Origin of the sequence: Brevundimonas sp. (assembly GCF_035627055.1) — a bacterium.
Classification (GTDB): domain Bacteria; phylum Pseudomonadota; class Alphaproteobacteria; order Caulobacterales; family Caulobacteraceae; genus Brevundimonas.
In genome coordinates, this window is record NZ_DASPMM010000022.1 from 1 (window position 1) to 21,996 (window position 21,996).

Sequence of the window (21,996 nt, forward strand, 5' to 3'; positions counted from 1 at the left end):
CGACGTGTGAAGGAGGGCCCGATGGCCATCGACGCGGCGACCGTCAAGAAGGTCGCCAGGCTGGCGCGCATCGACGAGCCGGACGACAAGCTGGAGCCGCTCGCCAAGGAGCTGTCGGCGATCCTGGCGTGGATCGAGCAGCTGGGCGAGGTCGACACCGACGACGTCGAGCCGATGACCTCGGCGGTGGCCGCCGCGCTGCCGATGCGCGAGGACGTGGTCACCGACGGGGGCGATCCGGAGAAGGTGCTGGCGAATGCGCCGAAATCGGTGCGCGGATTCTATGTGGTGCCGAAGGTGGTGGAGTGATGTTGGGGGCGCCTTGCGGTCAGGCCGCCCCACGCCAACTCCCTTTCCCCTCGATGGGGAAAGGGTTGGGGATTGGGGTGATCGCGCTGACCCGTCGGCAGAAGGCGCTTAAGGCGAAGGCGGTTTTCGACTGTCCCTTAAGCGCTCGCTCGTTGAGGTTCGAGCCCGCGCCCCATCCCCAACCCCTTCCCCATCGAGGGGAAGGGGCTCGTGAGGTCCTATGTCTGAGCTGACCCAACTCACCCTGAAGGCCGCGCTCGACGGTCTTGCATCCAAAGCCTTCTCTTCCGAGGAAATCACGCGCGAGCATATCGCCGCCATCGAGAAGGCGCGTTCGCTGAACGCCTATGTGCTGGAGACGCCGGAGAAGGCGCTGGAGATGGCGCGGGCCTCGGATGGGCGGCGGGCCAAGGGCCATGCCGGGCGGCTGGAAGGCGCGCCGCTGGGGATCAAGGACCTGTTCTGCACCGAGGGGGTGCGGTCTACGGCCTGCTCCAACATCATCGGCAACTTCGTCCCGACCTACGAGAGCTCGGTCACCGCCAACCTGTGGCGGGATGGGGCGGTGATGCTGGGTAAGCTGAACATGGACGAGTTCGCCATGGGCTCGTCCAACGAGACCAGCGCCTTCGGCCCCGTCGTCAACCCGTGGAAGTCCGGCGCCTCCAACGCCGACCTGACCCCGGGCGGCAGCTCCGGCGGCTCGGCCTCGGCCGTGGCCGGCGACCTCTGCCTCGCCGCCACCGCCTCCGACACCGGCGGCTCGATCCGCCAGCCCGCCGCCTTCACCGGCACCGTCGGCGTCAAGCCGACCTACGGCCGCGCCAGCCGCTTCGGCATGGTCGCCTTCGCCAGCTCGCTCGATCAGGCCGGGCCGATCGCGAAGACCGTCGAGGACGCCGCCATCCTGCTGCGCTCGATGTGCTCCTTCGACCCGAAGGACTCCACCAGCCTCGATGTCGACACCCCCGACTGGACGCAAAGCCTCGGCAAGGGCGTGAAGGGCCTGCGCATCGGCGTGCCGAAGGAATACGTCGTCGACGGCATGCCCGCCGAGATCCAGGCGCTGTGGGACCAGGGCGTCCAGTGGCTCAAGGCCGCCGGGGCCGAGATCGTCGAGATCAGCCTGCCGCATACAAAATACGCCCTGCCGGCCTACTACATCATCGCCCCGGCCGAGGCCTCGTCCAACCTGGCTCGTTACGACGGCATGCGCTTCGGCCACCGGGCGGAGACCGCCTCCAGCCTGACCGACCTCTACGAGACCAGCCGCGCCGAGGGCTTCGGCAAGGAGGTCCAGCGCCGCCTGACCATCGGCGCCTACGTCCTGTCGGCCGGATTCTACGACGCCTACTACGTCCGCGCCCTCAAGGTCCGCCGCCGCATCGCCATGGATTTCGACGCCGTCTGCGACCGCGTCGACGCCATCCTGACGCCGTCTACGCCGTCGGCCGCCTTCGCCATCGGCGACAGGCAGATCGACCCGCTGCAGATGTATCTGAACGACATCTTCACCGTCACCGCCAACCTCGCCGGCCTGCCGGGCATCTCCGTCCCCGCCGGCCTCGACAAGGGCGGCCTCCCGCTCGGCCTGCAGGTCATCGGCAAGGCCCTGGACGAGGCGACGGTGTTCCAGGTGGCGGACGTGCTGGAGCAGAGCGCGGGGTTCACGGCCCGGCCGGAGAAGTGGTGGTGATGAAGCGCGCGCTCAGCACGGGCTTTTTGGTCATCTACTGGGTCGCCCTGCCTTTTGCCGCGCTGATTATGATCGGCCTGGGCTGGCTTATGCTTGCTCCGAGTGCCTCACAAAGCGCGAGCTTGGTTGTTCCGCTGTGGGTATCGTTCGCGGCTTCCATCATCCTGACCCTCCTTATCGTCTGGAGGCTCTGGACCCATGAACGGGCCCGTCGATCTGCCCGGGAACACGCTTCATCCTCGAATGAGGCTTCGAGAACCAACGATGACTGACACCACCTTCACCATCCAGGGCCGCACCGGCCCCTGGGAACTCGTCATGGGGCTGGAGATCCACGCCCAGGTGGCGTCGCGCGCCAAGCTGTTCTCCGGCGCCGCCGTCGGTTTCGGAGCCGGGCCGAACGAACAGGTGTCGCTGGTCGACGCGGGCTTCCCCGGCATGCTGCCCGTGCTCAACAAATTCTGCGTCGAACAGGCCGTCCGCACCGGCCTCGGCCTCAATGCGAAGATCAACAAACGCAGCCAGTTCGACAGGAAGAACTACTTCTACCCCGACCTGCCGACCGGCTATCAGATCAGCCAGCTGTTCTACCCGATCGTCGGCGAGGGCGTCGTCGAGGTCGAGGCCGAGGACGGCTCCTTCTTCAACGTCGGTATCGAGCGCCTGCACCTCGAACAGGACGCGGGCAAGCTGATCCACGACCTGTCGCCGACCGAGTCCTTCGTCGACCTCAACCGCGCCGGCACCGCCCTGATGGAGATCGTCTCGCGCCCCGACATCCGCTCGCCGGAAGAGGCGGTCGCCTACGTCAAGAAGATACGCACCATCCTGATCTACCTCGGCACCTGCGACGGCGACATGGAGAAGGGCAACCTGCGCGCCGACGTCAACGTCTCGGTCTGCCGCCCCGGCCAGTACGAGAAGTTCAAGGCCACCGGCGAGTTCAGCCACCTCGGCACGCGCTGCGAGATCAAGAACGTCAACTCGTTCCGTTTCATCAACCAGGCCATCAACTACGAGGCCCGGCGCCAGATCGAGATCCTCGAGGACGGCGGCAAGGTCGATCAGGAAACCCGGCTCTACGACCCGACCGCGGGCGAGACCCGCTCGATGCGCTCCAAGGAAGAGGCGATGGACTATCGCTACTTCCCCGACCCCGACCTGCTGCCGCTGGAGCTGGAGCAGGCCTGGATCGACGGCATCAAGGCCTCGCTGCCGGAACTGCCCGATGACAAGCGCCGCCGGCTGATGGCCGACTACGGCCTGTCGCAGTACGACGCCGTGGTGCTGATCTCGGAACAGGCCAAGGCCGACTATTTCGAAGCGGCGGCCAAGGGACGCGACGCCAAACTGGTCGCCAACTGGGTCACCAACGAACTGTCAGCCCGCCTGACCGCCGACGGCAAGGACTTCTCCGAATGCCCGCTGCCGGCCGCCCATGTCGCCCAACTGGTCGAGCTGATCGAGACGAACGTCATCTCCTCGAAGATCGCCAAGGAAGTCTTCGACCACGTCTGGAACGGTGAGGGCAGCCCGGCCGAGGTCGTCGAGAAGCACGGCCTCAAACAGGTCACCGACACGGGCGCCATCGAGAAGGCCGTCGACGAGATCATCGCCGCCAACCCCGACAAGGCGGCGGCGGTGGCCGAAAAGCCCCAGGCCATCGGCTGGTTCGTCGGCCAGGTCATGAAGGCCACCGGCGGCAAGGCCAACCCTGCCGCCGTCAACGACATCCTGAAGTCGAAGCTGGGCCTCTAGTCCAGCAGCGACAGGATCACCCCGGTCGCGATCGCGGCGAGCACGATGTCGCCGGTATCCGTCCGGTAGTAGCCGTAGCCGCGCGGCGGAGGGGCCCAGCCGTAGCGGTGGTAGTCGCGCACGTACCAGTTGCGGCGATAGTCGTAGGGGATCACCGCCCCGCGGCGCCAGCGACGCATCTCGCGCCGGTATTCACGGCGGTCCTGGCGCCAGTCACGCCGCTGGTCGCGCTGATAGCGCCGCCAGTCACGCTCGCGCTCGCGCCGCGTATAGCCCCGGCCATCCCGGCGGTTCTGGTCAGCGCGCCGTTCCCAGCGCTCGTAACGCCCGTCCCGGTCGCGGTCGCCGCGCCAGGATTGCGCCTCGGCGATCGTGGGCGTCGCCAGGACCAGCGACAGGGCGCCGATCATCAGGGGTTTCATCATCTGAACGTCTCCTTCGTCTGGAGCCGCGGTCGCCTTTCATCGGAGTCCGCGACGTGAGACCCGACAAGGCGAAAACCCTTGCGCCCGGCCGCCTGAACCCATGCTGAACAAGTCGTTAAGACTCCCCCGACCCCGCGCCGGAACCATCCGGACCCCTCCCGGTTTCGCTGCCTCAGGCCGAAGGGAGCGAAACATGCTGGCGATGGACTACCGGGGACCGCGACGGGTCCGCATCGAGGAAAAGCCGATGCCGACGATCCAGCATCCCCGCGACGCCATCGTGCGGGTGACGCGCTCCTGCATCTGCGGCTCCGACCTTCACCTCTACCACGGCATGGTGCCCGACACCCGGGTCGGCATGACCTTCGGCCACGAGTTCTGCGGCGTGGTCGAGGAGGTTGGCGGCGACGTCGACAATCTCAAGAAGGGCGACCGCGTCCTCGTCCCCTTCAACATCGCCTGCGGCCAGTGCCACTTCTGCAAACAGGGCCTGTTCGGCAACTGCCACGAGTCCAACGCCCAGGCGACCGCCGTCGGCGGCATCTTCGGCTACTCCCACACCGCCGGCGGCTACGACGGCGGCCAGGCCGAATACGTCCGCGTGCCCTACGCCGACTTCGGCCCCACCATCATCCCCGACTGGATGGACCCCGACGACGCCGTCCTGCTGACCGACGTGGTCCCCACCGGCTACCAGGCCGCCGAGATGGGCGGCATCCAGAAGGGCGACACCGTCGTGGTCTTCGGCGCCGGCCCCGTCGGCCTGCTCGCCGCCCGCAGCGCCTGGCTGTTCGGCGCCGGCCGGGTGATCGTCATCGACCATCTCGAATACCGGCTCGACTTCGCCCGCACCTACTGCCCGGCCGAGGTCTATGACTTCCGCGAGATCGGCGACCCGGTCGTCTTCCTCAAGAAGATCACCGACATCGGGGCCGACGTCTGTATCGACGCGGTTGGCGCCGACGCCTCCGGCAACGGCTGGCACACCGTGCTGGGCAAGAAGCTGAAGCTGGAGGCCGGCTCGGCCGTGCCGCTGCACTGGGCCATCAATTCGGTGAAGAAGGGCGGGGTGGTCTCGATCGTCGGCGTCTACGGCCCGACCGGCAACATGGTCCCCATCGGCAATGTCGTGAACAAGGGCATCACCATCCGCGCCAACCAGGCCTCGGTGAAGCGGCTGCTGCCGCGCCTGATCGAGCACGTGAAGGAGGGCCGGATCGACCCCAAGGCGATCATCACCCATCGCATGCCGCTGGAGGAGGTCGCCGAGGCCTACCACCTGTTCTCGTCCAAGCTGGACGGCTGCATCAAGCCGGTCCTGATCCCCAACGCGGCGTGAGGAGGACGTCATGCTGACCCAGAGCGACAAGGCCGACGCCGCCGCCGACAAGGCTCCGCCCGCCGCCACGCCCCGCATCGATCCGACCACGGTGGTCGGCTGGGGCGTCGACGCCGATCCCGAGAACGACCCCACCTGGCCGATGCGCGACCGCTCGAAGGACGACGGCCCGGGCATGAACTGGGCCCGCCCGCCGGTGCAGGACGCCGACGTCGAGATTCTCCAGTCCGTCGAGCACAAGCGCCAGCCGGCCACGATCGGAACCTCCACAACCCCGGCCGGTCTCAGCGGCGCCCTGCGCCGTCAGGCGTTCCGCTTCAGCGAGAGCCAGTGGGGCCACTGGCTCCTGCTCATCCTCGCCGACCGCATCAACACCGTCGAAGGCCTGGCCCAGGACGTCCGCCGCGGCCGCATGCCCAATCCGCTGGTCGAGATGGGGGTCGTCCCGCAGTCCCGCTCGCGCGAGGCGGCCGCCGGAACCGCCGCCCTGTTCGCGGTCGGCCTCGTCGCGGGCCTGCTGTTCCTGCGCCGCCGACGCTAGGCGCGAACTGCCGCGACAGGGCCGGCCGCATCCAACCGGTGGCAGACCCTATCGCAAGCCATTCCGGAGCCGGGGAATCTCGTCCGCGAGGTTCGCATACGAAATGCCGCCCAGATCGGCGTCGCTGCACGTCATCGAGAAAAGAATGGCGCGCGGGAAATCGGCAGGATTCAGTCTGGCCCATTCGCCGGGGCCTGGCTGGGGGCTGCCCCTCTTGAGGTCCCTGCCGTCAAAGGCCTGCGCGGCGAGCACCCGGATGCGCGACGCGGCGCAATCCATTTGGACAATGCTGTCCCGCCGCACGGTCTCCCATTCTTCCAATGCTGCGGGATAAATCTCCACCAGCACCGCGCCCCGGATAGCGCCGTCTCGACCGATACTTTTCGTCGGAGCCAGGAAAACGGTATCGCCGCTCCTCGTCAGGATGATGCCCGGCGTCTCGAGAGAGGGGGCGGTCTGAACCGACAGCGCGAGGAGCAGCGGCAAGAGCATTCGCCATTGGCGCCCATCGGCCCTCTCCAGTCAACGCGCAGCTTCCCAGCCTGACCCCGCCTCAGACCTGTCCGCTAGCCCTGTCGGGCTGCAGTCCGCCTTGCGTCCTTTGGCGACTGTCGTGTCCCGACCCATTGCCGACCTCGACTTCCCCCTCCATCGTCGAGCTCATGCTTGCACGAGACGACAAGGAACATCCGATACCGGAAGGCCTTCGTCCTCGATTTCGGGAACTGGTGGCAGCACTGGTCGTCGGGGATTTTCAACTTTCGACCCACAGGCTCAACGGGGTCGCGCCTATCGACGCGCGCTTAGCTGACTTCATCGCCGAACAGATAGATGCCTACGGGGCCAAGCTCGCCCCGCTAAGCGACGAGGTTTGGCAACGGTCAATCTACGTCTGGGACGGCCCGAACTGGCAGTTCCTGATCGATCTGACCACCACCGAAGAGTCCGTCAGCGATCTGGTCCTCCATGCTCGGCTTCTGGATGATGAGGAAGGTCAAATCGAGGTCTGGTCCGTGCACGTACCCTGAGTCTGCAATCCACCTTTAGGCGACATCCATCAGGTTCCCGTGAGGAACTCGCCCTCGTGGAGCCGCGCGGCTAATCGAACAACTCGCCGCTCTCGTCGCCCCCCTCGACCACGTCTCGCGCCAGGGCCCGCGTCACCGGCCGGTGCATCGCATCCAGCCGCTGGACGAGTTCGGACGCCGCCGCGGCCGAGCGGTCGATGCGACGCAGCAGATAGGGGATGACGTCCTTCGCCGGCCGGATGCCGCGTTCGGCGAAGCGCGCCTCCAGCATCGCCGCCAGCACTGGGTCGTCCGGGGCCTCGACCGGCACGCTGAGCGCCGAGTCGAGCCGCGAGCGCAGGTCGGGCAGGGTGGCCGCCCACGCCGACGGCGGCTCCCGCGCCACCATCAGCAGGGCTCCGCCGGGCGCCTGGGCCAGGTTGATCAGATGGAACAGGGTCTCGTCGTCCGCCTCCATGGCGTCGTCGAGCAGGACCGGCCGGCCTTCCAGCTCCAGCGGGTCGATCAGCGCGGCCTCCGCGCCATGCAGGGCGACGGCCCCGACCCGTTCGGCCCAGATCTGCGCCAGCCGGCTCTTGCCGCTGCCGGCCGGTCCGCACACCGCCATCACCCCGCCGATCAGGTTGGGCCAGTCGGCGAGGGCCTCGTGCGCCGCCCGGTTGCTGTCCGACACCACGAAGCCTTGCTCGCCCTCCGGCAGGTCGCGTTGCAGCGGCAGGCGCATCTGGTCGGGAGGCGAGGGGCGGGCGGTCATCGGGTTCACCATAGCAGATGCGCGCCCCGGTTCCGTCCCCGCCCGTGGACAAGCGGCCGCGCCTGTGGACGCCGGAACCGCTGTCGTCCGACACTCCCGTACCCTGTCATCCCGGCCAGGGCCTGCCATCCCGACCGTCTGCAGGCCGCCCGGAGGTCGCCACGCTTCCCGGACTGCCGGGCGCCGGACAACCGTCGCCCGGACCGGAGGCCCCCGAAATCCGCCGGCTCCCCAAGCACTTCGGCTGCTGACGCCGGCCCCGCGCCCGACACGTCCGAAGCTGACGCAGCCGGTTGATACGGTCTTTGCAGCTACAGCGTTGCGGTCTTTGACATCGTCAACTGAACGGGTTTGCATTTTTTGACGTCAACCCTGCCATCCCGTGCACTGCGGGCCCGGCAAACCTTGACTTTCGGGGGGGATAATGCGCCCTTCCGGCCTCCCGATTTGAGGCCTCCCCGGCCCGTATTCCAAGACGAACCGACCATGCACGCCTACCGCTCCCACACCTGCGGCGCCCTCCGTCTGTCCGACGCCGGCTCCAATGTCCGCCTGTCCGGCTGGGTGCACCGCAAGCGCGACCACGGAGGCCTGCTGTTCGTCGACCTGCGCGACCACTACGGCCTGACCCAGCTGGTGCTGCACCCCGAGACACCCGGGTTCGAGGCCGTCGAGCGCCTCCGCGCCGAAAGCGTCATCCGCATCGACGGCGAGGTCGTGGCCCGCGAGGCCTCGGTGGTGAACCCCAACCTGCCCACCGGGGAGGTCGAGATTCGCGTTCAGTCCGTCGAGGTCCTGTCGGAAGCCGCCGAACTGCCGCTGCCGGTGTTCGGCGAGCCGGAATACCCCGAGGAAATCCGTCTCAAGCACCGCTATCTCGACCTGCGTCGCGAGACCCTCCACCGCAACATCGTGCTGCGCTCCAGGGTAATCCACTCGATCCGTCGCCGCATGGTCGACCAGGGCTTCCTTGAGTACCAGACCCCGATCCTGACCGCCTCCTCGCCGGAAGGGGCCCGCGACTTCCTCGTCCCGTCGCGCCTGCATCCGGGCAAGTTCTACGCCCTCCCGCAGGCCCCGCAGCAGTTCAAGCAGTTGCTGATGGTCTCGGGCTTCGATCGCTATTTCCAGATCGCGCCCTGCTTCCGCGACGAGGACCTGCGCGCCGACCGCTCGCTGGAGTTCTACCAGCTCGACGTCGAGATGAGCTTCGTCACGCAAGAGGATGTTTTTGCTGCGATTGAGCCCGTCATGCACGGCGTGTTCGAGGAGTTTGCCGACGGCAAGAAGGTCGATCCCTATCCCTTCATCCGCATCCCGTACCGCGAGAGCATCGCCAAATACGGCACCGACAAGCCGGACCTGCGCAACCCGATCGAGATGCAGGACGTCTCGGAGCATTTCCGCGACGGCGGCTTCGGCCTGTTCAACAAGATCCTCGGCGCCGACGTGAAGAACGCGGTGTGGGGCATCCCCGCGCCCAAGGGCGGCTCGCGCGCCTTCTGCGACCGCATGAACTCCTGGGCCCAGGGCGAGGGCCAGCCGGGCCTCGGCTACATCTTCTGGTCGGACGACAACAACGCCTGGGGCGGTCCGATCGCCAAGAACCTGGGCGAGGACGCCACCGCCGGCCTGATGAAGGCGCTGGGCATGGGGCAGGGCGACGCCGCCTTCTTCGCCGCCGGCGACCCGGCCGTGTTCTCGAAATTCGCCGCCAATGCCCGCATCAAGCTGGGTCAGGACCTCAACCTGATCGCTGACGACGAATTCCGCTTCTGCTGGATCGTCGACTTCCCGATGTTCGAGTGGAGCGAGGAAGAGAAGAAGGTCGACTTCTCCCACAACCCCTTCTCGATGCCGCAGGGCGAGCTGGAAGCGCTGGAGACGAAGAATCCGCTGGATATCCTCGCCTACCAGTACGACATCGTCTGCAACGGCTATGAACTGTGCTCGGGCGCGATCCGGAACCACAAGGCCGAGATCATGCTCAAGGCCTTCGAGATCGCCGGCTATGACGCCTCGGTGGTCGAGGACCAGTTCGGCGGCATGCTCAACGCCTTCCGCTACGGCGCGCCTCCGCACGGCGGCCTGGCCCCGGGCATCGACCGCATCGTCATGCTGCTGGCCGGCGAGACGGCCATCCGCGAGGTCATCGCCTTCCCGCTCAACCAGCAGGGCCAGGACCTGCTGATGAGCGCGCCCTCCGACGCGGCCGAGCGGCAGTACAAGGAACTGCACATCCGTCCGGCCCTGCCGCTGAAGGGCTGAATTGAAAAGGCCCCGCCGGAGCGGGGCCTTGGATCAGTTACCGCCGCTGGCGATCACGAGGTTTCGGCTGCGGGGCGGCACCGGCGGCGCCGGCGGCCGCGGCGGCGCGACCCGCAGGTTCAGGACGCTTCGGCAAGCGCGGGGGCTGAGGTTGCCCGGCAGGCGGGTGCTGGCGTCTCCGCAGGCGCGGCCGACCTGCTCCTGAGACAGGTTGCGGGCGCGCGACAGGTCCGCGCCCCGGATATCGGTGCGGTTCATCTCGGCGCCCTCGAAATCCGCTCCAGCGAACGAGCCGCCGGTCAACCGCGCGCCATTGAGCGTCGTTTCCGAGAAATCGACTCCGCGGAAGTCGCCGTTCGACAGGTTGGACATGCTGATGTCTGACCCGGAAAAGTCCGCGCCGCGGGCCCGCACATTGGCCAGAGTCGAGGCGACCATTTCCGCGCCGCTCGCGTCAGCGCCCGCAAGGACGGCCCCGTTCATATTGACGTGGGACAGCTGGGCGCCCGACAGGTCGGCATTGGCGAACTGGGCCCGCACCAGGGTCGCGCCCGAGGCGTCGACGCCCGACAGGCTGGCCGCGTTGAAGCTGGCCCCCGTGAAGTTCGCGAAAGCGAGAACGGCGCCGTCGAGATCGGCCCGACTGAAATCGCTGCCCGAGAAGTTGGAGCCCATCAACTCCGATCCCCGCAAATCGGCGCCGACCAGGGTCGCGTTGAGGAAGGTCGCGCCGTGAAATGCGGCTCCGGTCAAATCGCGGCCGGACAGTTCGCAGCGGTTGCACGTTCCGCCCAGCGAGACCATGCGGGCCACGTCGCGGTCCTGAAAACCGAACTGGAGCCGGATATCCGCAGCGGCCGGCGTGGCCATCAAGGCGGCCATGGCTGCGCCCGCGGCCAGACTGGCGGTGGTGAGGCGGCGGATCAGGTGCGGGGCGATCTGGGTCACGCTCCGTTTTTGCCCCCGATGCCCGGCAAACCCTACTTAAATCGCGGTAAGGTGCGGGGCGCGGGCCGGGTGGTTCAGCAGCGCGGGATGCTCAGCCCCGGCGGCAACTGGGTCGCCTCGTCGCCGCAGGCCTGGTTCAGTCGGGCCTGACTGAGACCTGTCGCCCGCTCGAGCGACGCGCCAGCGAAATTGGCGCCGGCCAGCGTGGCCCCGCTGAAGTTGGCGCCATCCAGATAAGCCCCGACGAAGCTTGCATTGGTCAGATTGGCCCCGGCGAAGCTAGAACTCGAGAAGACGCCGCCATAGGCTTCGACGTCGCGCAGGTCCGCGTTGGAGAAGCGGGTCCGGTTCATCACGCTGAGGCTGAGATCGGCCTGACGAAGACGGGCTCCGCTCAGGTTCAGACCGCGGGCCTGCAGGCCGGAGAAATTCCCCTGGAACAGGTTGCAACCGGCGCAGCTGGCGCCGCCCTGGACGCGGGCGATCTGCCCCGCGTTCTGAGCCGTGGCGGGCAGGGCCGCCGCGGCGGCGACCAAGGCAAGGGCGGCAGTGAGGATCGGCTTCATGGCGGGCTCCGTGTCTCGCACCCGTGGATGCAAGTCCCACGCCATCCTGGCGGATAATCGTTGATTATCCCTGCATGGACGGCGCGGCCCCGCAGGTGTCGCAGATCCAGCCCCCGCCGCGATGCTGCAGGGTGAAGTCGCCGCAGGACGGGCAGGCGGTCGCCTCGCCGGTGGCCGACGCGGTCGGCGGGGAGTCGCGTTTCTGGCCGAAGGGCAGGACGACGAGGTTGTCGGGCGCGGCGCCCCGGGCGAATCCCTTGGAGATGAAGCGCGCCGCCGGCACCGCCTCGGCATCGTCGCCGCCTCCGCCGCCTAGGCCGTCGGCGTTGAGCCCTTCGGGATCGGCGTTGGCCAGTTCATGCCGCTCCAGATAGGACACGCCCAGTTCGCGGAAGATGTAGTCCAGAATCGAGGTCGCCGAGCGAATCGAATCGTTGCCGGTGACGCGGCCCGCCGGCTCAAAGCGGGTGAAGACGAAAGCGTCGACGAACTCCTCCAGCGGTACGCCGTACTGAAGGCCGATCGAGATCGCGATGGCGAAATTGTTCATCAGCGAACGGAAGGCCGCGCCTTCCTTGTGCATGTCGATGAAGATCTCGCCCAACTCGCCGTCGTCATACTCGCCAGTGTGGATGTAGACCTTGTGACCCCCGACCGCGGCCTTCTGGATGTAGCCCTTGCGGCGGTCCGGCAGTTTGCGGCGGGTGCGATCGCGTTCGACGACCTTTTCCACCACACGTTCCACGGCCCGGGTCTCCGGTTCCCAACGCCGTTCGCGCGGCGTCTCGGTCTCCGGCAGGTCCAACCATCGTCCGGCGGGGGCGGGGGCGCGCCTGACCCGAACCGCACGGCGGCCTGCCCGCGCTTCGTCCCCGAGCAGGCGCACGACCTGGGCAGGCGTGGCTCGCCAGTCGAGCTCTAGCGGGCGCGTGTCCGGCACGAGGCTGTAGCGCTCGAGCGCGCCCCGCAGCCGCGCTTCGAAGGCGGCGGTATCCGCCAGCAGGGACCGGATGGCCTCGGGCGCCTCGGGCCAGGCGCAGAGGTCGCCGTGCCCGAAAGCCCACGCCTCGGCCGCCGCCACGGCTTCGTGCGTGAACCCGAGGCGGATCAGCAAATCGCCCTCGCCGCGATCCTCGACCCCCAGCACGTCGCGCACAAAGCCCGCGTCCAGCACCGGGGCGCGGAAGGCCTCCTCCAGACGAGATGTTTCGGCCAGAGCCCTTTCGACGGCCTCCAGCTCCAGATCCGTCAGCCCCCGCGCCCGTAGCGCCGGATGATCGATGCCGGGTGCGCCGGCGAGGGTCCGGCGTCCAAGCAGATGCCGTTCGGCCGATTCGGCGTCGCCCCCCGCCCTTGAGATCGCCGCCGCCAGCGACGGCCGCAGCCGACGGTCGACCTCGCCGTCACCGGTTTCGAACACGTCAGCCGCCGTTAGGGGCGACAGCCCGAGACGCAAGTCCGCCTCGGCGTCATCGACGAAGAGTCCGGCCGGGGCGCCGGCCTCGACGGCCAGCTCGGCCAGGTCGCTGGCAAGGGCCTCTGCCTCGGCGAGGTCGCCGGTCGCCGCCAGGTCGGCCAGACCGCCGAGACCGATCACGGGGCGAGCGTCGGCCCGGGCGTCCGACCAGAGGGCGACGATCGCGGACAGAGCGGCCCCGACCTGATCACCCGCCAAGTCGTGCAGGGCCGGCAGGGACAACAGCACGGCCGGCGCGGTCGAGCTTTCGGCGAGCCTGTCAGCCGTCTGGGCGTCGAAGGTCAGGATGAGGTCGCCGTCCATGGCCGCTTCCGCGGCCAGCAGTGCGACTGGCGCGCCCGCTGCGACCAGATCACGGTCGGCGAGGGCCACCATCGGAGGGAAGGTCGCACTGGCGAGGGGGCTGGCCTCGCAGGGTTCGCCGGAGACGGCTCGAAGGATGTCGGCGTCCGTGGCGCCGGTGCGGCGGGCGGCCAGAGCGGCTCGCGCCAGGGCCGGGTTCCGGAGCGGATCGGCGCAATCCCCCGCCGGTCCCTCGCAGCGGCTCACCGCGTCGGCGACGGCGCACAGCGCCGCCGAGACAGCCTGGACCGCGCCTGCTGTGAGACGGGCGGCGCGGCGTTCGGCCATCTCCGCGGCGAGCCGCTTCCCGGCGGCGGGGTCAGACAGGTCAAGACGACCCGGCCGGATCGCCTTGGACTCCGCCGGCGTGGCGACACCCAGTAACAGGGTGGCCGCCAGTTCGTCGGCGGCTGTGTCATCGAGTCCGAGCCGCTCCGCGAACTGGAACGCGGCGTCTGCAAGCGGGTCCTCGCTCTCCGGTTCGAAGCCTTGGGTGTCCGCCCAGTCCAGCCAGGCCTCGACCTGCACGTCAGGCCAGTCGTCGGGCGCGCGCACCGTCACGATCCGGTCCGGACGCTCGATCTCGCGCCGGGATCGGCGGGCCAAGGCGGCAAGCGGGGCGAAGCGGAACGGCGGGCGCATGCGACAGTCTCGACGGAGCTGGAGCCGATGCTAACCGTCGGTGCGAGTTTCGCAATAAATCTGGCGTGTGCCTGCGGGGTTACCCCCAAGATGTTGAGTTGCACACGCCCGCCGTCGTGCTGGACGGAGCGCGCGGAGGTTTCTATGATCGCGCCGACGTCGCCGGCCTCCCCGAGCGACCTGAACGAGTGGATTCCCGACGTGCTAGGCAAGATCTTCGGCTGGACCAGCGGCGCGACCATCGGCACGCTGTTCACCATCGCCAAGCGTGGCCTGCCGGTCGGCACGGACGAGTTCGGCAATCGCTATTTTCAGTCGAAAGACACCAGCAGCTATGACGGCCGACGCCGACGCTGGGTGGTCTACAATGGCTATGCCGACGCCTCGAAGGTGCCGCCGGACTGGCATGGCTGGCTGCACTACACGTTCGACGAGCCGCCGACCGAGCGTCCGCTGCCCCGTCGGGCCTGGGAAAAGGATCACCTGCCGAACCTGACCGGCACGCCGATGGCCTGGAGGCCGCAGGGTTCGCTTGCCGCCGAAGGGCGGCGGCCCGCCGCCACGGGCGACTACGAGGCATGGCGACCGGAATGAACCGCAAGGGGTTGATCCTTGGAGGCGCGACCGCCGTGGCGCTGCTGGCGTCCGGCGCCGTCGTCGCCGCGGCGCTCAACGACGTTCCTCAGGACGCCCAGCCGGCGCCCCGCAACCCCACGGCGGACCTGAACCGCCAGCCGACCCCGCCCGCCCAGTCCGTGCCGCAGGAACCGGCGCCCGAGGCCGCGCCAGCGCCGGCCGCCCCCATCGCCATCACGCCGCCCGCGCCCGTCATTGTCGTCGTGCCCGAGGCACCCGAGGCCGAGGACGGGCCCGAGGAGACCGAGGAGGCGGAAGAAGCCGCGGTCCAGGTCGCCGCCGAACCCGCACCTCCGCCGGGCCGGCGTCAGCGCCGGCGGGTGGCCATCGTCGAGGCCGTCGACAAGATCACCGCCGAGACCATGAGATTCGAGGTCGAGGTGGGCGGCCGCCCGGTTCGCTTCCAGAAGACGCTGATCTTCACCGCCCGCGCCTGCGAGGTCTCGGCCCCGGACGAACTGGTCGAGGACTCGATCGCCTATCTCGAAGTCAGCCTGCAGCCCCGCGGCGTGCTGCAGGCGTCCGAACCGCGGCAGATCTTCCGTGGCTGGATGTTCGCTTCGGCCCCGGCCGTGAACGGCCTGCAGCACCCGATCTACGACGCCTGGGTGGTCGGCTGTAAGGCGTAGAACACCGCCTCCGCGCCGCTCATCGGCTCGTACAGCGATCGCGTGTTCGGACGAACCGTTAGGGCGGCCCTCAGCAGCCTCAGATAAGTCGCCTGGGGCGTCTCGGCGGCTCCGAACTGGCTCAGATGGGCGGTCAGGAACTGGGCGTCCAGCAGCCGCCATCCGCCGCGCTTGAGCCGCGCCACCAGATGCACGAGGGCGACCTTCGACGCGTCCCGCTCGCGGCTGAACATGCTTTCACCGAAGAAGGCGCCGCCCAGCGTCACGCCGTAGAGCCCGCCGACGAGGCGCTCGTCTCGCCAGCATTCGACGGAATGGGCGTGGCCTCGGGCGTTCAGCTCGGCATACAGGCGGCGGATCGGGGCGTTGATCCAGCTGTCCTCCCGTCCAGGGGCGGGGGCGGCGCAGGCGTCCAGGACGGCGTCGAAAGCCGTGTCGATCCGCACCTCGAACACGTCGCTCCGGACAGTCCGCCTCAGGCGGGTCGGGATGCGAAAACCGTCCAGGGGAATGACGCCCCGCTGTTCCGGCTCGACCAGGAAGACGCGGGGGTCGTCACGAGCCTCGCCCATCGGGAAAACCCCGGTGGCGTAGCAGTTCAGAAGTTCGTCGGGACCGAAACCGCCGAACGGGCCGCTGGCGCTGAAGCCGGGCTCTTCCACCGCGTCAGGCGTCGCCCTTCTGGCGCTTCGCCCAGTTCTCCAGCCAGTGGATGTCGTAGTCGCCGGATAGGATATCGGGTTCCTGCAGCAGCTTCTGGAACAGGGGAATGGTGGTGTCGATGCCGCCGACAACCATCTCGTTCAGCGACCGGCGCAGGCGGGCGATGCATTCCTCGCGATCGCGGCCGTGGACGATCAGCTTGCCGATCAGGCTGTCGTAATAGGGCGGGATCGAATAGCCGGCGTAGATGGCGCTATCCAGCCGCACGCCGAGACCCCCGGGGGCGTGGAAATCGGTGATCGTGCCGGGCGAGGGGGTGAAGGTCTCGGCGTTCTCGGCATTGATCCGGCATTCGATGGCGTGGCCTTCGAAATGCACGTCCTCCTGGGTGAACGAAAGGGGCAGGCCGGCGGCGATGCGGATCTGCTCGCGCACGAGATCGACGCCGGTGATCATCTCCGTCACCGGATGCTCGACCTGCAGCCGGGTGTTCATCTCGATGAAGAAAAACTCCCCGTCTTCCCAGAGGAATTCGATGGTTCCGACGCCGAGGTAGCCGATCTTGCCGATGGCCTCGTTGACGGTGCGGCCGATGGCGGCGCGTTCGACGGCCGAGAGGGCGGGCGAGGGGGCTTCCTCCAGCACCTTCTGGTGACGGCGCTGGAGCGAGCAGTCGCGCTCGCCGAGGTGGACGACGTTGCCGTGGCTGTCGGCGATGACCTGCAGCTCGATGTGGCGCGGCTTCTGGAGGTAGCGCTCCATGTAGATGGCGCCGTTGCCGAAGGCGGCCTGGGCCTCGGACTGGGCGGTCTGCACGGCCTCGACGAGGTCATCGGCGGTCAGGGCCACCTTCATGCCCCGCCCGCCACCGCCGGCCGCGGCCTTGACGATCAGGGGGAAGCCGATGGCCTTGGAGGCCTTGATGGCGGCATCGACGGTCTCGACCTCGCCGGCCGAGCCGGGGACGCAGGGGATGCCGGCCTCGAGCACGGTCTGTTTGGCGGTGATCTTGTCGCCCATAACCCGGATGTGCTCGGCCTTGGGGCCGATGAAGGTCATGCCGTGGGCTTCGACGATCTCGGCGAAGCGGGCGTTCTCGGACAGGAAGCCGTAGCCGGGGTGGATCGCCTGGGCGCCGGTGATCTCGGCCGCCGCGATGATCGACGGGATGTTCAGATAGCTCTTGGCCGCCGGGGCCGGGCCGATGCAGACGCTCTCGTCGGCCAGGCGCACCCACATGGCCCCGCGGTCGGCCTCGGAGTGCACGGCGACGGTGGAGATGCCCATCTCTTTGCAGGCGCGGTGAATCCGCAGGGCGATTTCGCCGCGGTTGGCGATGAGGACCTTGGTGAACATGTCAGGATCCCTTGGGCTTACGCCTCGAGCAGGACGAGCGGCTCGCCGAACTCGACCGGCTGGGCGTCGCCGACCAGGACTTCCTTCACGACGCCGTCGCGGGGGGACTGGATCGGGTTCATCGTCTTCATGGCTTCGACGATCAGCAACGTCTGGCCCTTCTTGACCTTGTCGCCCGGCTGGACGAACGGCGGCGCTTCGGGCGAGGCCTGCAGATAGGCGGTGCCGACCATCGGCGACTTCACCTCTTCGCCAGATTTGGCGACGATGGCGGCGGGATCGGACGGCATGGAGGCGGGCGCCGGAGCGGCGGCGGCCGGGGCCGGGGCGGCCATCGGCGCGGGCGCGGCGGCGTACTGCACCGGCGCGGCCATGGTGACTTCACGCGCGACGCGGATCTTCAGATCGCCGCGCTCGACCTCGATCTCGGTCAGGTCGGTGTCGTTCAGGATGTCGGCGAGCGACCGCACCAGCGCGGTGTCGATCTCGTCGTTCTTGAGCTTGGGCGCGGACGTCTTGGAATCGGCCATGGGAGCCTCGTGTTACCTTCTAAACCGAACGGTCGGCGGCGGCGCGGTGTTCCTGCGCGAGCCGGAGAGCGGCCTTGACGGCCAGTTCGTAGCTGAACGGGCCGAAGCCCGAAACCACGCCGGCGGCGACCGGCGAAACATAGGAGCGGTGGCGGAAGCGTTCGCGCGCCGCGGGATTGGACAGGTGGCACTCGACGACGGGGATGGTCAGGGCCTTCAGGGCGTCGAGCAGGGCCACGGAGGTATGGCCGTAGCCGGCGGGGTTGAGGACCAGGGCCGAGGCGTTTTCGCGGGCCTCCTGGACCCAGTCGATCAGCTCGCCCTCGTGGTTTGTCTGGCGAAAGACGACCGAAGCGCCGTCGACGGCGCGTTCGCACAGGGCGCGGATGTCATCCAGCGTCTCTCGACCATAGATATCCGGCTCGCGGACCCCAAGCAGGTTGAGGTTCGGGCCGTTCAGGACGTAGAGGACGGGGGTTTCGGGCATTCGCTCGGGGTTATGACATCCGGCCGCGCGGATTCGGAGCGGCCTTTTAGCCGAGGCGTGGCGGTAATCAAACCATCGCCCGGGAGATTGACGTAGCGGCATGCATATTCAGGTCAATGGCGAACCCCGGGAAGTTGCGGCGACGACGGTTCTGGCGCTGGTCGAGGAGTTGGGGCTGGACGTGCGCAAGGTGGCCGTGGAGCGCAATCTGGAGATCGTGCCGCGGTCGCTGCATGGGGCCACGCCGGTCGCGGACGGGGACAGGATCGAGGTCGTCCAGTTCGTGGGCGGCGGCTGACCGCGTCAGCGGTCCTCGAGGTCACGCAGATCCCGGCCGCGCGTCTCGCGCCCCAGCACTGAGATAAGGCCCAGCGAAACGACCGCCAGGGCCCCTACGGCCGCCGCGGCGGCGCCCAGAGGGGGCGCTATCGCCAGCACGCTGAGGCCTTGGGCGGCCAGACCTCCGAGTTTGCTGCAGCCGGCGACCCAGCCGGTGGCGCGCCCGCGGATGCGCAGGGGATAGTTCTCCGCTGTGTAGGGCAGGATGATCGCGATGACGCCGCTGGACCCGACGATCAGCAGCGCCACGGAGACGACGGGGTCGGCCAGCAGTTCGACGCCGAGGCCGCGCAGCAGCAGGCCGAACAGGCCAGCCGCCGTAATTCCCAGCATCAGGGCCAGGGCGCCCCGGGTGCTCCACGCGCTGTACAGCCAGACGGACAGGAGGATCGTCGGGGCCGCGATCAGGGTCGATTTCGCGATCAGGGCCGAGGCGGCCTCGACGCTGCGGCCCTCGGCGACGAGGGCGCTGGGCAGCCACAACAGGACGCCGAAATTCACCAGGCCCCAGGCCAGGGCGGCGAGCGTCAGTGCGGTGGTGATGCCCAGATGGCGGCGGTCGACCGGCGGGAGGTGGGAGTGGCTCTCGGCGACAGGCTCAATGGCGACCGTCAGCACCTTCGCGCCGAAGCGGGCGAGCATCGCCCGCGCCTCCCCGCCACGGCCGACATGCTGGAGGAACCGGGCCGACTCGGGAAGGAACGGGCTGAGGGCGATCAGGATCAGGCCGGTCGGCAGGTTCAGGAACCACATGACCCGCCAGCTCCAGAAGGGCTGAAGCCAGGCGGACAGGGCGCTTGCGGCGAAATAGCCCCCGATCGCGCCAATGCCTCCGACCAGGACCAGGGCCCAGCCCCGGTGCTTCGTCGGCATGATCTCGGCGAGCAGGGCGTAGGCGACCGGCAGCATGCCGCCGGCGGCCGCGCCCATCAGGAAACACATGCCAATGTTCCACCAGAAGTCCGGCATGGCGCCGCAGATCGACGTGCCGACGAACATCACCGAGGACAGCAGGATCGAGGCCCGGCGGCCGTAGATGTCGGCCAGCCAGCCCCAGACGAAGGAGCCGACCACGGTGCCGCTGAGCGCCGCGAACGGCAGCAGGGCGACCAGGGCGCCGGAGAGGCCGTACTCTTCCCGCATGCCCGGCGTGACGAAACCGAGGCTGGCCGGCTTCATGATGTCGACGATCAAGGCGACCGACAGCAGGCCGCACATCGCCCAGTGGGCTCCGGTCAGCGGCGCATCCTCGGGCGGGGCCAGCACCTCGACCGGGGTGTCGTCGCCCTGGTGGGCCGGCAGCAGGCCGAAGGCGGCGAGTCCGAGCCCGACGAGGATCAGGGCCATGCCCCACATCATGCCGGCGTCCATAGGCATGCCGACGAGGCGGAAGCCCATGTCGCGGCCCATCCAGTACATGGGCAGGTGAAGGGCGACCCCGGCAGTGACCACGAGGCAACCCAGCCAGAAAGCCCAGGCGTGGCGGCGGTCGCCGAAGACTCTGGCGATGGTCAAGCTGTCGTCCCCCTCTCCGACGTGGTCGGCCTGCCCGACCTAGCGACCGGGAGCGGGTGCGTCGAGGGTCAATGGTCAGGCGTGCAATCCATCGGCGGCGAGGCGAAGCGAAACGCCGATCTCCAGATTCTCCCGATCCCGCCCCACCGAGGCGGCCGCGAGCAGCCGGCCCGCTTTCAGATAGCGCACCGTGGCGTCGTGGGCTTCCAGCGAACCGTCGATGCAGGCTTTGTCCCAGTCGGCCGCGTGGCCGACGTACCGGATGGCCGTGCCGTAGTGCAGGCTCCAGAAGAAGGGCGGGTCCGTCAGTCGGGTGGTCTCGCCGAGCATGGACAGGGCGGCGACCTGGCCCTGACGCTCGGCCGCGACCCAGTGCTCGATCCGGACCGGCTCGCCGTGCGGGCCGGGGTAGCGGGCGATATCTCCCGCGGCGAAGACGCCCGGGGCGCTGGTGCGCATGCCGCGGTCGACCAGGACGCCGTTGTCGACGGCCAGACCAGCGGCTTCAACGAGAGCCAGGCGCGGGCGGACTCCGACGCCGAGAATGACCAGGTCCGCCTCGATCGGCGGGCCGTCCGAGGCGGTCAGCCGGACACCGTCCCAGGCCTCGACCGACCGGCCGAGGTGGAAGCGGACGCCCCGCGCTTCGTGCAGAGCCTGGACGAAGCGGCCGAGGTCGGCGCCCATGACGCGCTCCAGCGGCACGGCGTCGGGGGCGACCACATCCACTTCAATCCCGCGTTCACGGAGGGCGGCGGCGACCTCCAGGCCGATGAAGCTGGCGCCGACGACGGCGACGGATCGCGCCCCTTCGACGGCGGAGATGATGGCCCGGGCGTCGGCGAGGGAGCGCAGCAGATGAACCTCGGGACGGTCGAATCCCGGACCGTTGAGCCGGATCGGCTCGGCGCCTGTGGCGAGGAGCAGGGCGTCATAGGCGAAGCTTTCGCCGGTCGTGGAGATGACCGACCGGGCCGAGAGGTCGATCCGGGCGGCCTCGACGCCGAGGCGGAGGTCGATGGCGTGCTCGGCGTAGAACGCCGGCGGCTTGAGCGGAATCCAGTCTTCGGGCGCGGTTCCAGCCAGATAATCCTTGGACAGGTTGGGGCGGTCGCAGGGCGGGGCGGAGTCGGCGCTGAGCATCGTCAGACTGCCCGCGTAACCACGCCGGCGCAGCATCTCGGCGGCCGCGAAGCCGGCGGCGCCGCCGCCGACGATGACTATGCGGGCGGGATGGGCCGACGCGTCGGCGGTCCGGGCAGGGGCGGCGGCCAGTCGGCGGCGGATAACCACCCGGTCGCCCTCGGTCTCCACCTCCCAGCGGTCGAGCGCGTCGAAGGCGGGGGCGGCCAGGGCCTCGCCGCTGCGCAGGTCGAAGCAGGCGTGGTGCCAAGGGCAGCGCACGGTGTCGCCCACCACCAGCCCTTCGCCCAGCGGCCCGCCGTAATGGGTGCAGGCCCCGGAGACGGCGAACAGGCCATCGGCCCGGCGCATCAGCAGCACGGGCTCGCCCGCGACGTGGCCGGACACCACCCCGGTCGCAGGGATGTCCGCCAACGGCATGCCCAGGGAGAAATCGGGACCTGAGGGGTCCGCCTGTGTCGCGCCCATGGCGTGCTGCTCCTGTCGCCGGGCGAGGACCGCCCCTCCCTTGGATGGAGCAGGGGCCCGGATGTTCCCGGCGACAAGCCCGGGAACCCGGCCGGGCCTGCCGCATCCAACGGTCACGTAGCCACCGAGAGGACTTC

At 68.9% G+C, this 21,996-nt stretch carries 23 protein-coding genes; 11 read left to right on the top strand and 12 right to left on the bottom strand.

The window, feature by feature from the left end:
- The first annotated feature begins 21 nt into the window (after positions 1-21).
- The 4 genes from gatC (at position 22) to gatB (ending at position 3,763) form a co-directional block, all read left to right on the top strand.
- The gene (gatC, locus tag VEA98_RS10635) at positions 22-309 is read left to right on the top strand and encodes an Asp-tRNA(Asn)/Glu-tRNA(Gln) amidotransferase subunit GatC (RefSeq protein ID WP_324814936.1); all 288 of its coding nucleotides are present in this window, start codon (positions 22-24) and stop codon (positions 307-309) included.
- A gap of 220 nt (positions 310-529) precedes the next feature.
- Entirely contained in the window at positions 530-2,005 is a 1,476-nt protein-coding gene (gene gatA / locus VEA98_RS10640; protein WP_324813989.1) for an Asp-tRNA(Asn)/Glu-tRNA(Gln) amidotransferase subunit GatA, read from the top strand.
- Positions 2,005-2,277: a hypothetical protein gene (locus VEA98_RS10645; RefSeq protein WP_324813992.1), complete on the top strand. Its 273-nt coding sequence runs from the start codon at positions 2,005-2,007 to the stop codon at positions 2,275-2,277. Before gatA ends, VEA98_RS10645 begins: the two co-directional genes overlap by 1 nt.
- Positions 2,270-3,763, top strand: a complete 1,494-nt coding sequence (gene gatB / locus VEA98_RS10650) for an Asp-tRNA(Asn)/Glu-tRNA(Gln) amidotransferase subunit GatB (RefSeq protein WP_324813994.1) — start codon at positions 2,270-2,272, stop codon at positions 3,761-3,763. Before VEA98_RS10645 ends, gatB begins: the two co-directional genes overlap by 8 nt.
- Here the strand turns inward: gatB and VEA98_RS10655 are convergent.
- Complete coding sequence (locus VEA98_RS10655) at positions 3,760-4,188, bottom strand: RcnB family protein (RefSeq protein ID WP_324813996.1); 429 nt, start codon at positions 4,186-4,188, stop codon at positions 3,760-3,762. The genes gatB and VEA98_RS10655 overlap by 4 nt on opposite strands.
- Positions 4,189-4,381: 193 nt before the next feature.
- Here VEA98_RS10655 and VEA98_RS10660 point away from each other — a divergent pair, with 193 nt between their 5' ends.
- Positions 4,382-5,527, top strand: coding sequence for a zinc-dependent alcohol dehydrogenase (locus tag VEA98_RS10660; protein ID WP_324813998.1), 1,146 nt, complete (start codon positions 4,382-4,384; stop codon positions 5,525-5,527).
- A 10-nt stretch (positions 5,528-5,537) separates the two neighbouring features.
- A complete protein-coding gene (locus VEA98_RS10665) occupies positions 5,538-6,068 on the top strand; it encodes a hypothetical protein (protein ID WP_324814000.1) in 531 nt (176 codons plus the stop codon).
- 48 nt (positions 6,069-6,116) lie between these two features.
- Here the strand turns inward: VEA98_RS10665 and VEA98_RS10670 are convergent, their stop codons facing one another.
- The gene (locus VEA98_RS10670; protein WP_324814002.1) at positions 6,117-6,554 is read right to left on the bottom strand and encodes a hypothetical protein; all 438 of its coding nucleotides are present in this window, start codon (positions 6,552-6,554) and stop codon (positions 6,117-6,119) included.
- 176 nt (positions 6,555-6,730) lie between these two features.
- Here VEA98_RS10670 and VEA98_RS10675 point away from each other — a divergent pair, with 176 nt between their 5' ends.
- Positions 6,731-7,096 carry a DUF7668 domain-containing protein gene (locus tag VEA98_RS10675; RefSeq protein WP_324814004.1) on the top strand — a complete coding sequence of 122 codons (366 nt, stop codon included), beginning with the start codon at positions 6,731-6,733 and terminating at the stop codon, positions 7,094-7,096.
- Between the two features lie 70 nt (positions 7,097-7,166).
- Here the strand turns inward: VEA98_RS10675 and VEA98_RS10680 are convergent, their stop codons facing one another.
- Positions 7,167-7,850 (bottom strand): DnaA ATPase domain-containing protein, encoded by a 684-nt coding sequence (locus VEA98_RS10680; RefSeq protein WP_324814006.1) that lies wholly within the window; start codon positions 7,848-7,850, stop codon positions 7,167-7,169.
- Positions 7,851-8,336: 486 nt separating this feature from the next.
- Between VEA98_RS10680 and aspS the strand changes: the two genes are divergently transcribed.
- The gene (gene aspS / locus VEA98_RS10685) at positions 8,337-10,118 is read left to right on the top strand and encodes an aspartate--tRNA ligase (protein ID WP_324814009.1); all 1,782 of its coding nucleotides are present in this window, start codon (positions 8,337-8,339) and stop codon (positions 10,116-10,118) included.
- A gap of 33 nt (positions 10,119-10,151) precedes the next feature.
- Here aspS and VEA98_RS10690 read toward each other — a convergent pair whose 3' ends face one another.
- From VEA98_RS10690 to VEA98_RS10700, 3 genes are all read right to left on the bottom strand, one after another.
- On the bottom strand, positions 10,152-11,066 hold the full coding sequence (locus tag VEA98_RS10690) for a pentapeptide repeat-containing protein (RefSeq protein WP_324814011.1): 915 nt from the start codon (positions 11,064-11,066) through the stop codon (positions 10,152-10,154).
- A 74-nt stretch (positions 11,067-11,140) separates the two neighbouring features.
- Positions 11,141-11,632 (bottom strand): pentapeptide repeat-containing protein, encoded by a 492-nt coding sequence (locus tag VEA98_RS10695; RefSeq protein WP_324814013.1) that lies wholly within the window; start codon positions 11,630-11,632, stop codon positions 11,141-11,143.
- 64 nt (positions 11,633-11,696) lie between these two features.
- Positions 11,697-14,093, bottom strand: coding sequence for a TSCPD domain-containing protein (locus tag VEA98_RS10700; protein ID WP_324814016.1), 2,397 nt, complete (start codon positions 14,091-14,093; stop codon positions 11,697-11,699).
- A gap of 201 nt (positions 14,094-14,294) precedes the next feature.
- On the opposite strand from VEA98_RS10700, the gene VEA98_RS10705 reads away from it, so the two are divergent.
- Positions 14,295-14,687: an NADH:ubiquinone oxidoreductase subunit NDUFA12 gene (locus VEA98_RS10705; protein WP_324814937.1), complete on the top strand. Its 393-nt coding sequence runs from the start codon at positions 14,295-14,297 to the stop codon at positions 14,685-14,687.
- Positions 14,672-15,358, top strand: a complete 687-nt coding sequence (locus tag VEA98_RS10710; RefSeq protein ID WP_324814019.1) for a DUF2155 domain-containing protein — start codon at positions 14,672-14,674, stop codon at positions 15,356-15,358. Before VEA98_RS10705 ends, VEA98_RS10710 begins: the two co-directional genes overlap by 16 nt.
- On the opposite strand, the gene aat is transcribed toward VEA98_RS10710, so the two are convergent.
- The 4 genes from aat to aroQ are packed head-to-tail and all read right to left on the bottom strand — an operon-like array spanning position 15,325 to position 18,394.
- Positions 15,325-16,020 carry a leucyl/phenylalanyl-tRNA--protein transferase gene (gene aat, locus VEA98_RS10715; RefSeq protein WP_324814022.1) on the bottom strand — a complete coding sequence of 232 codons (696 nt, stop codon included), beginning with the start codon at positions 16,018-16,020 and terminating at the stop codon, positions 15,325-15,327. The two genes, VEA98_RS10710 and aat, sit on opposite strands and share 34 nt — an antisense overlap.
- Positions 16,021-16,024: 4 nt before the next feature.
- Positions 16,025-17,377 carry an acetyl-CoA carboxylase biotin carboxylase subunit gene (accC, locus tag VEA98_RS10720; RefSeq protein WP_324814025.1) on the bottom strand — a complete coding sequence of 451 codons (1,353 nt, stop codon included), beginning with the start codon at positions 17,375-17,377 and terminating at the stop codon, positions 16,025-16,027.
- A gap of 17 nt (positions 17,378-17,394) precedes the next feature.
- Complete coding sequence (gene accB, locus VEA98_RS10725) at positions 17,395-17,907, bottom strand: acetyl-CoA carboxylase biotin carboxyl carrier protein (RefSeq protein ID WP_324814027.1); 513 nt, start codon at positions 17,905-17,907, stop codon at positions 17,395-17,397.
- Positions 17,908-17,926: 19 nt separating this feature from the next.
- A complete protein-coding gene (gene aroQ / locus VEA98_RS10730) occupies positions 17,927-18,394 on the bottom strand; it encodes a type II 3-dehydroquinate dehydratase (RefSeq protein ID WP_324814030.1) in 468 nt (155 codons plus the stop codon).
- A 100-nt stretch (positions 18,395-18,494) separates the two neighbouring features.
- Between aroQ and thiS the strand changes: the two genes are divergently transcribed.
- Positions 18,495-18,692, top strand: coding sequence for a sulfur carrier protein ThiS (thiS, locus tag VEA98_RS10735; RefSeq protein WP_324814033.1), 198 nt, complete (start codon positions 18,495-18,497; stop codon positions 18,690-18,692).
- A gap of 5 nt (positions 18,693-18,697) precedes the next feature.
- On the opposite strand, the gene VEA98_RS10740 is transcribed toward thiS, so the two are convergent.
- Both VEA98_RS10740 and VEA98_RS10745 read right to left on the bottom strand, forming a co-directional pair.
- Positions 18,698-20,248 (bottom strand): MFS transporter, encoded by a 1,551-nt coding sequence (locus tag VEA98_RS10740; RefSeq protein ID WP_324814035.1) that lies wholly within the window; start codon positions 20,246-20,248, stop codon positions 18,698-18,700.
- 75 nt (positions 20,249-20,323) lie between these two features.
- Positions 20,324-21,859, bottom strand: coding sequence for an FAD-dependent oxidoreductase (locus VEA98_RS10745; protein WP_324814038.1), 1,536 nt, complete (start codon positions 21,857-21,859; stop codon positions 20,324-20,326).
- Positions 21,860-21,996: the final 137 nt, after the last annotated feature.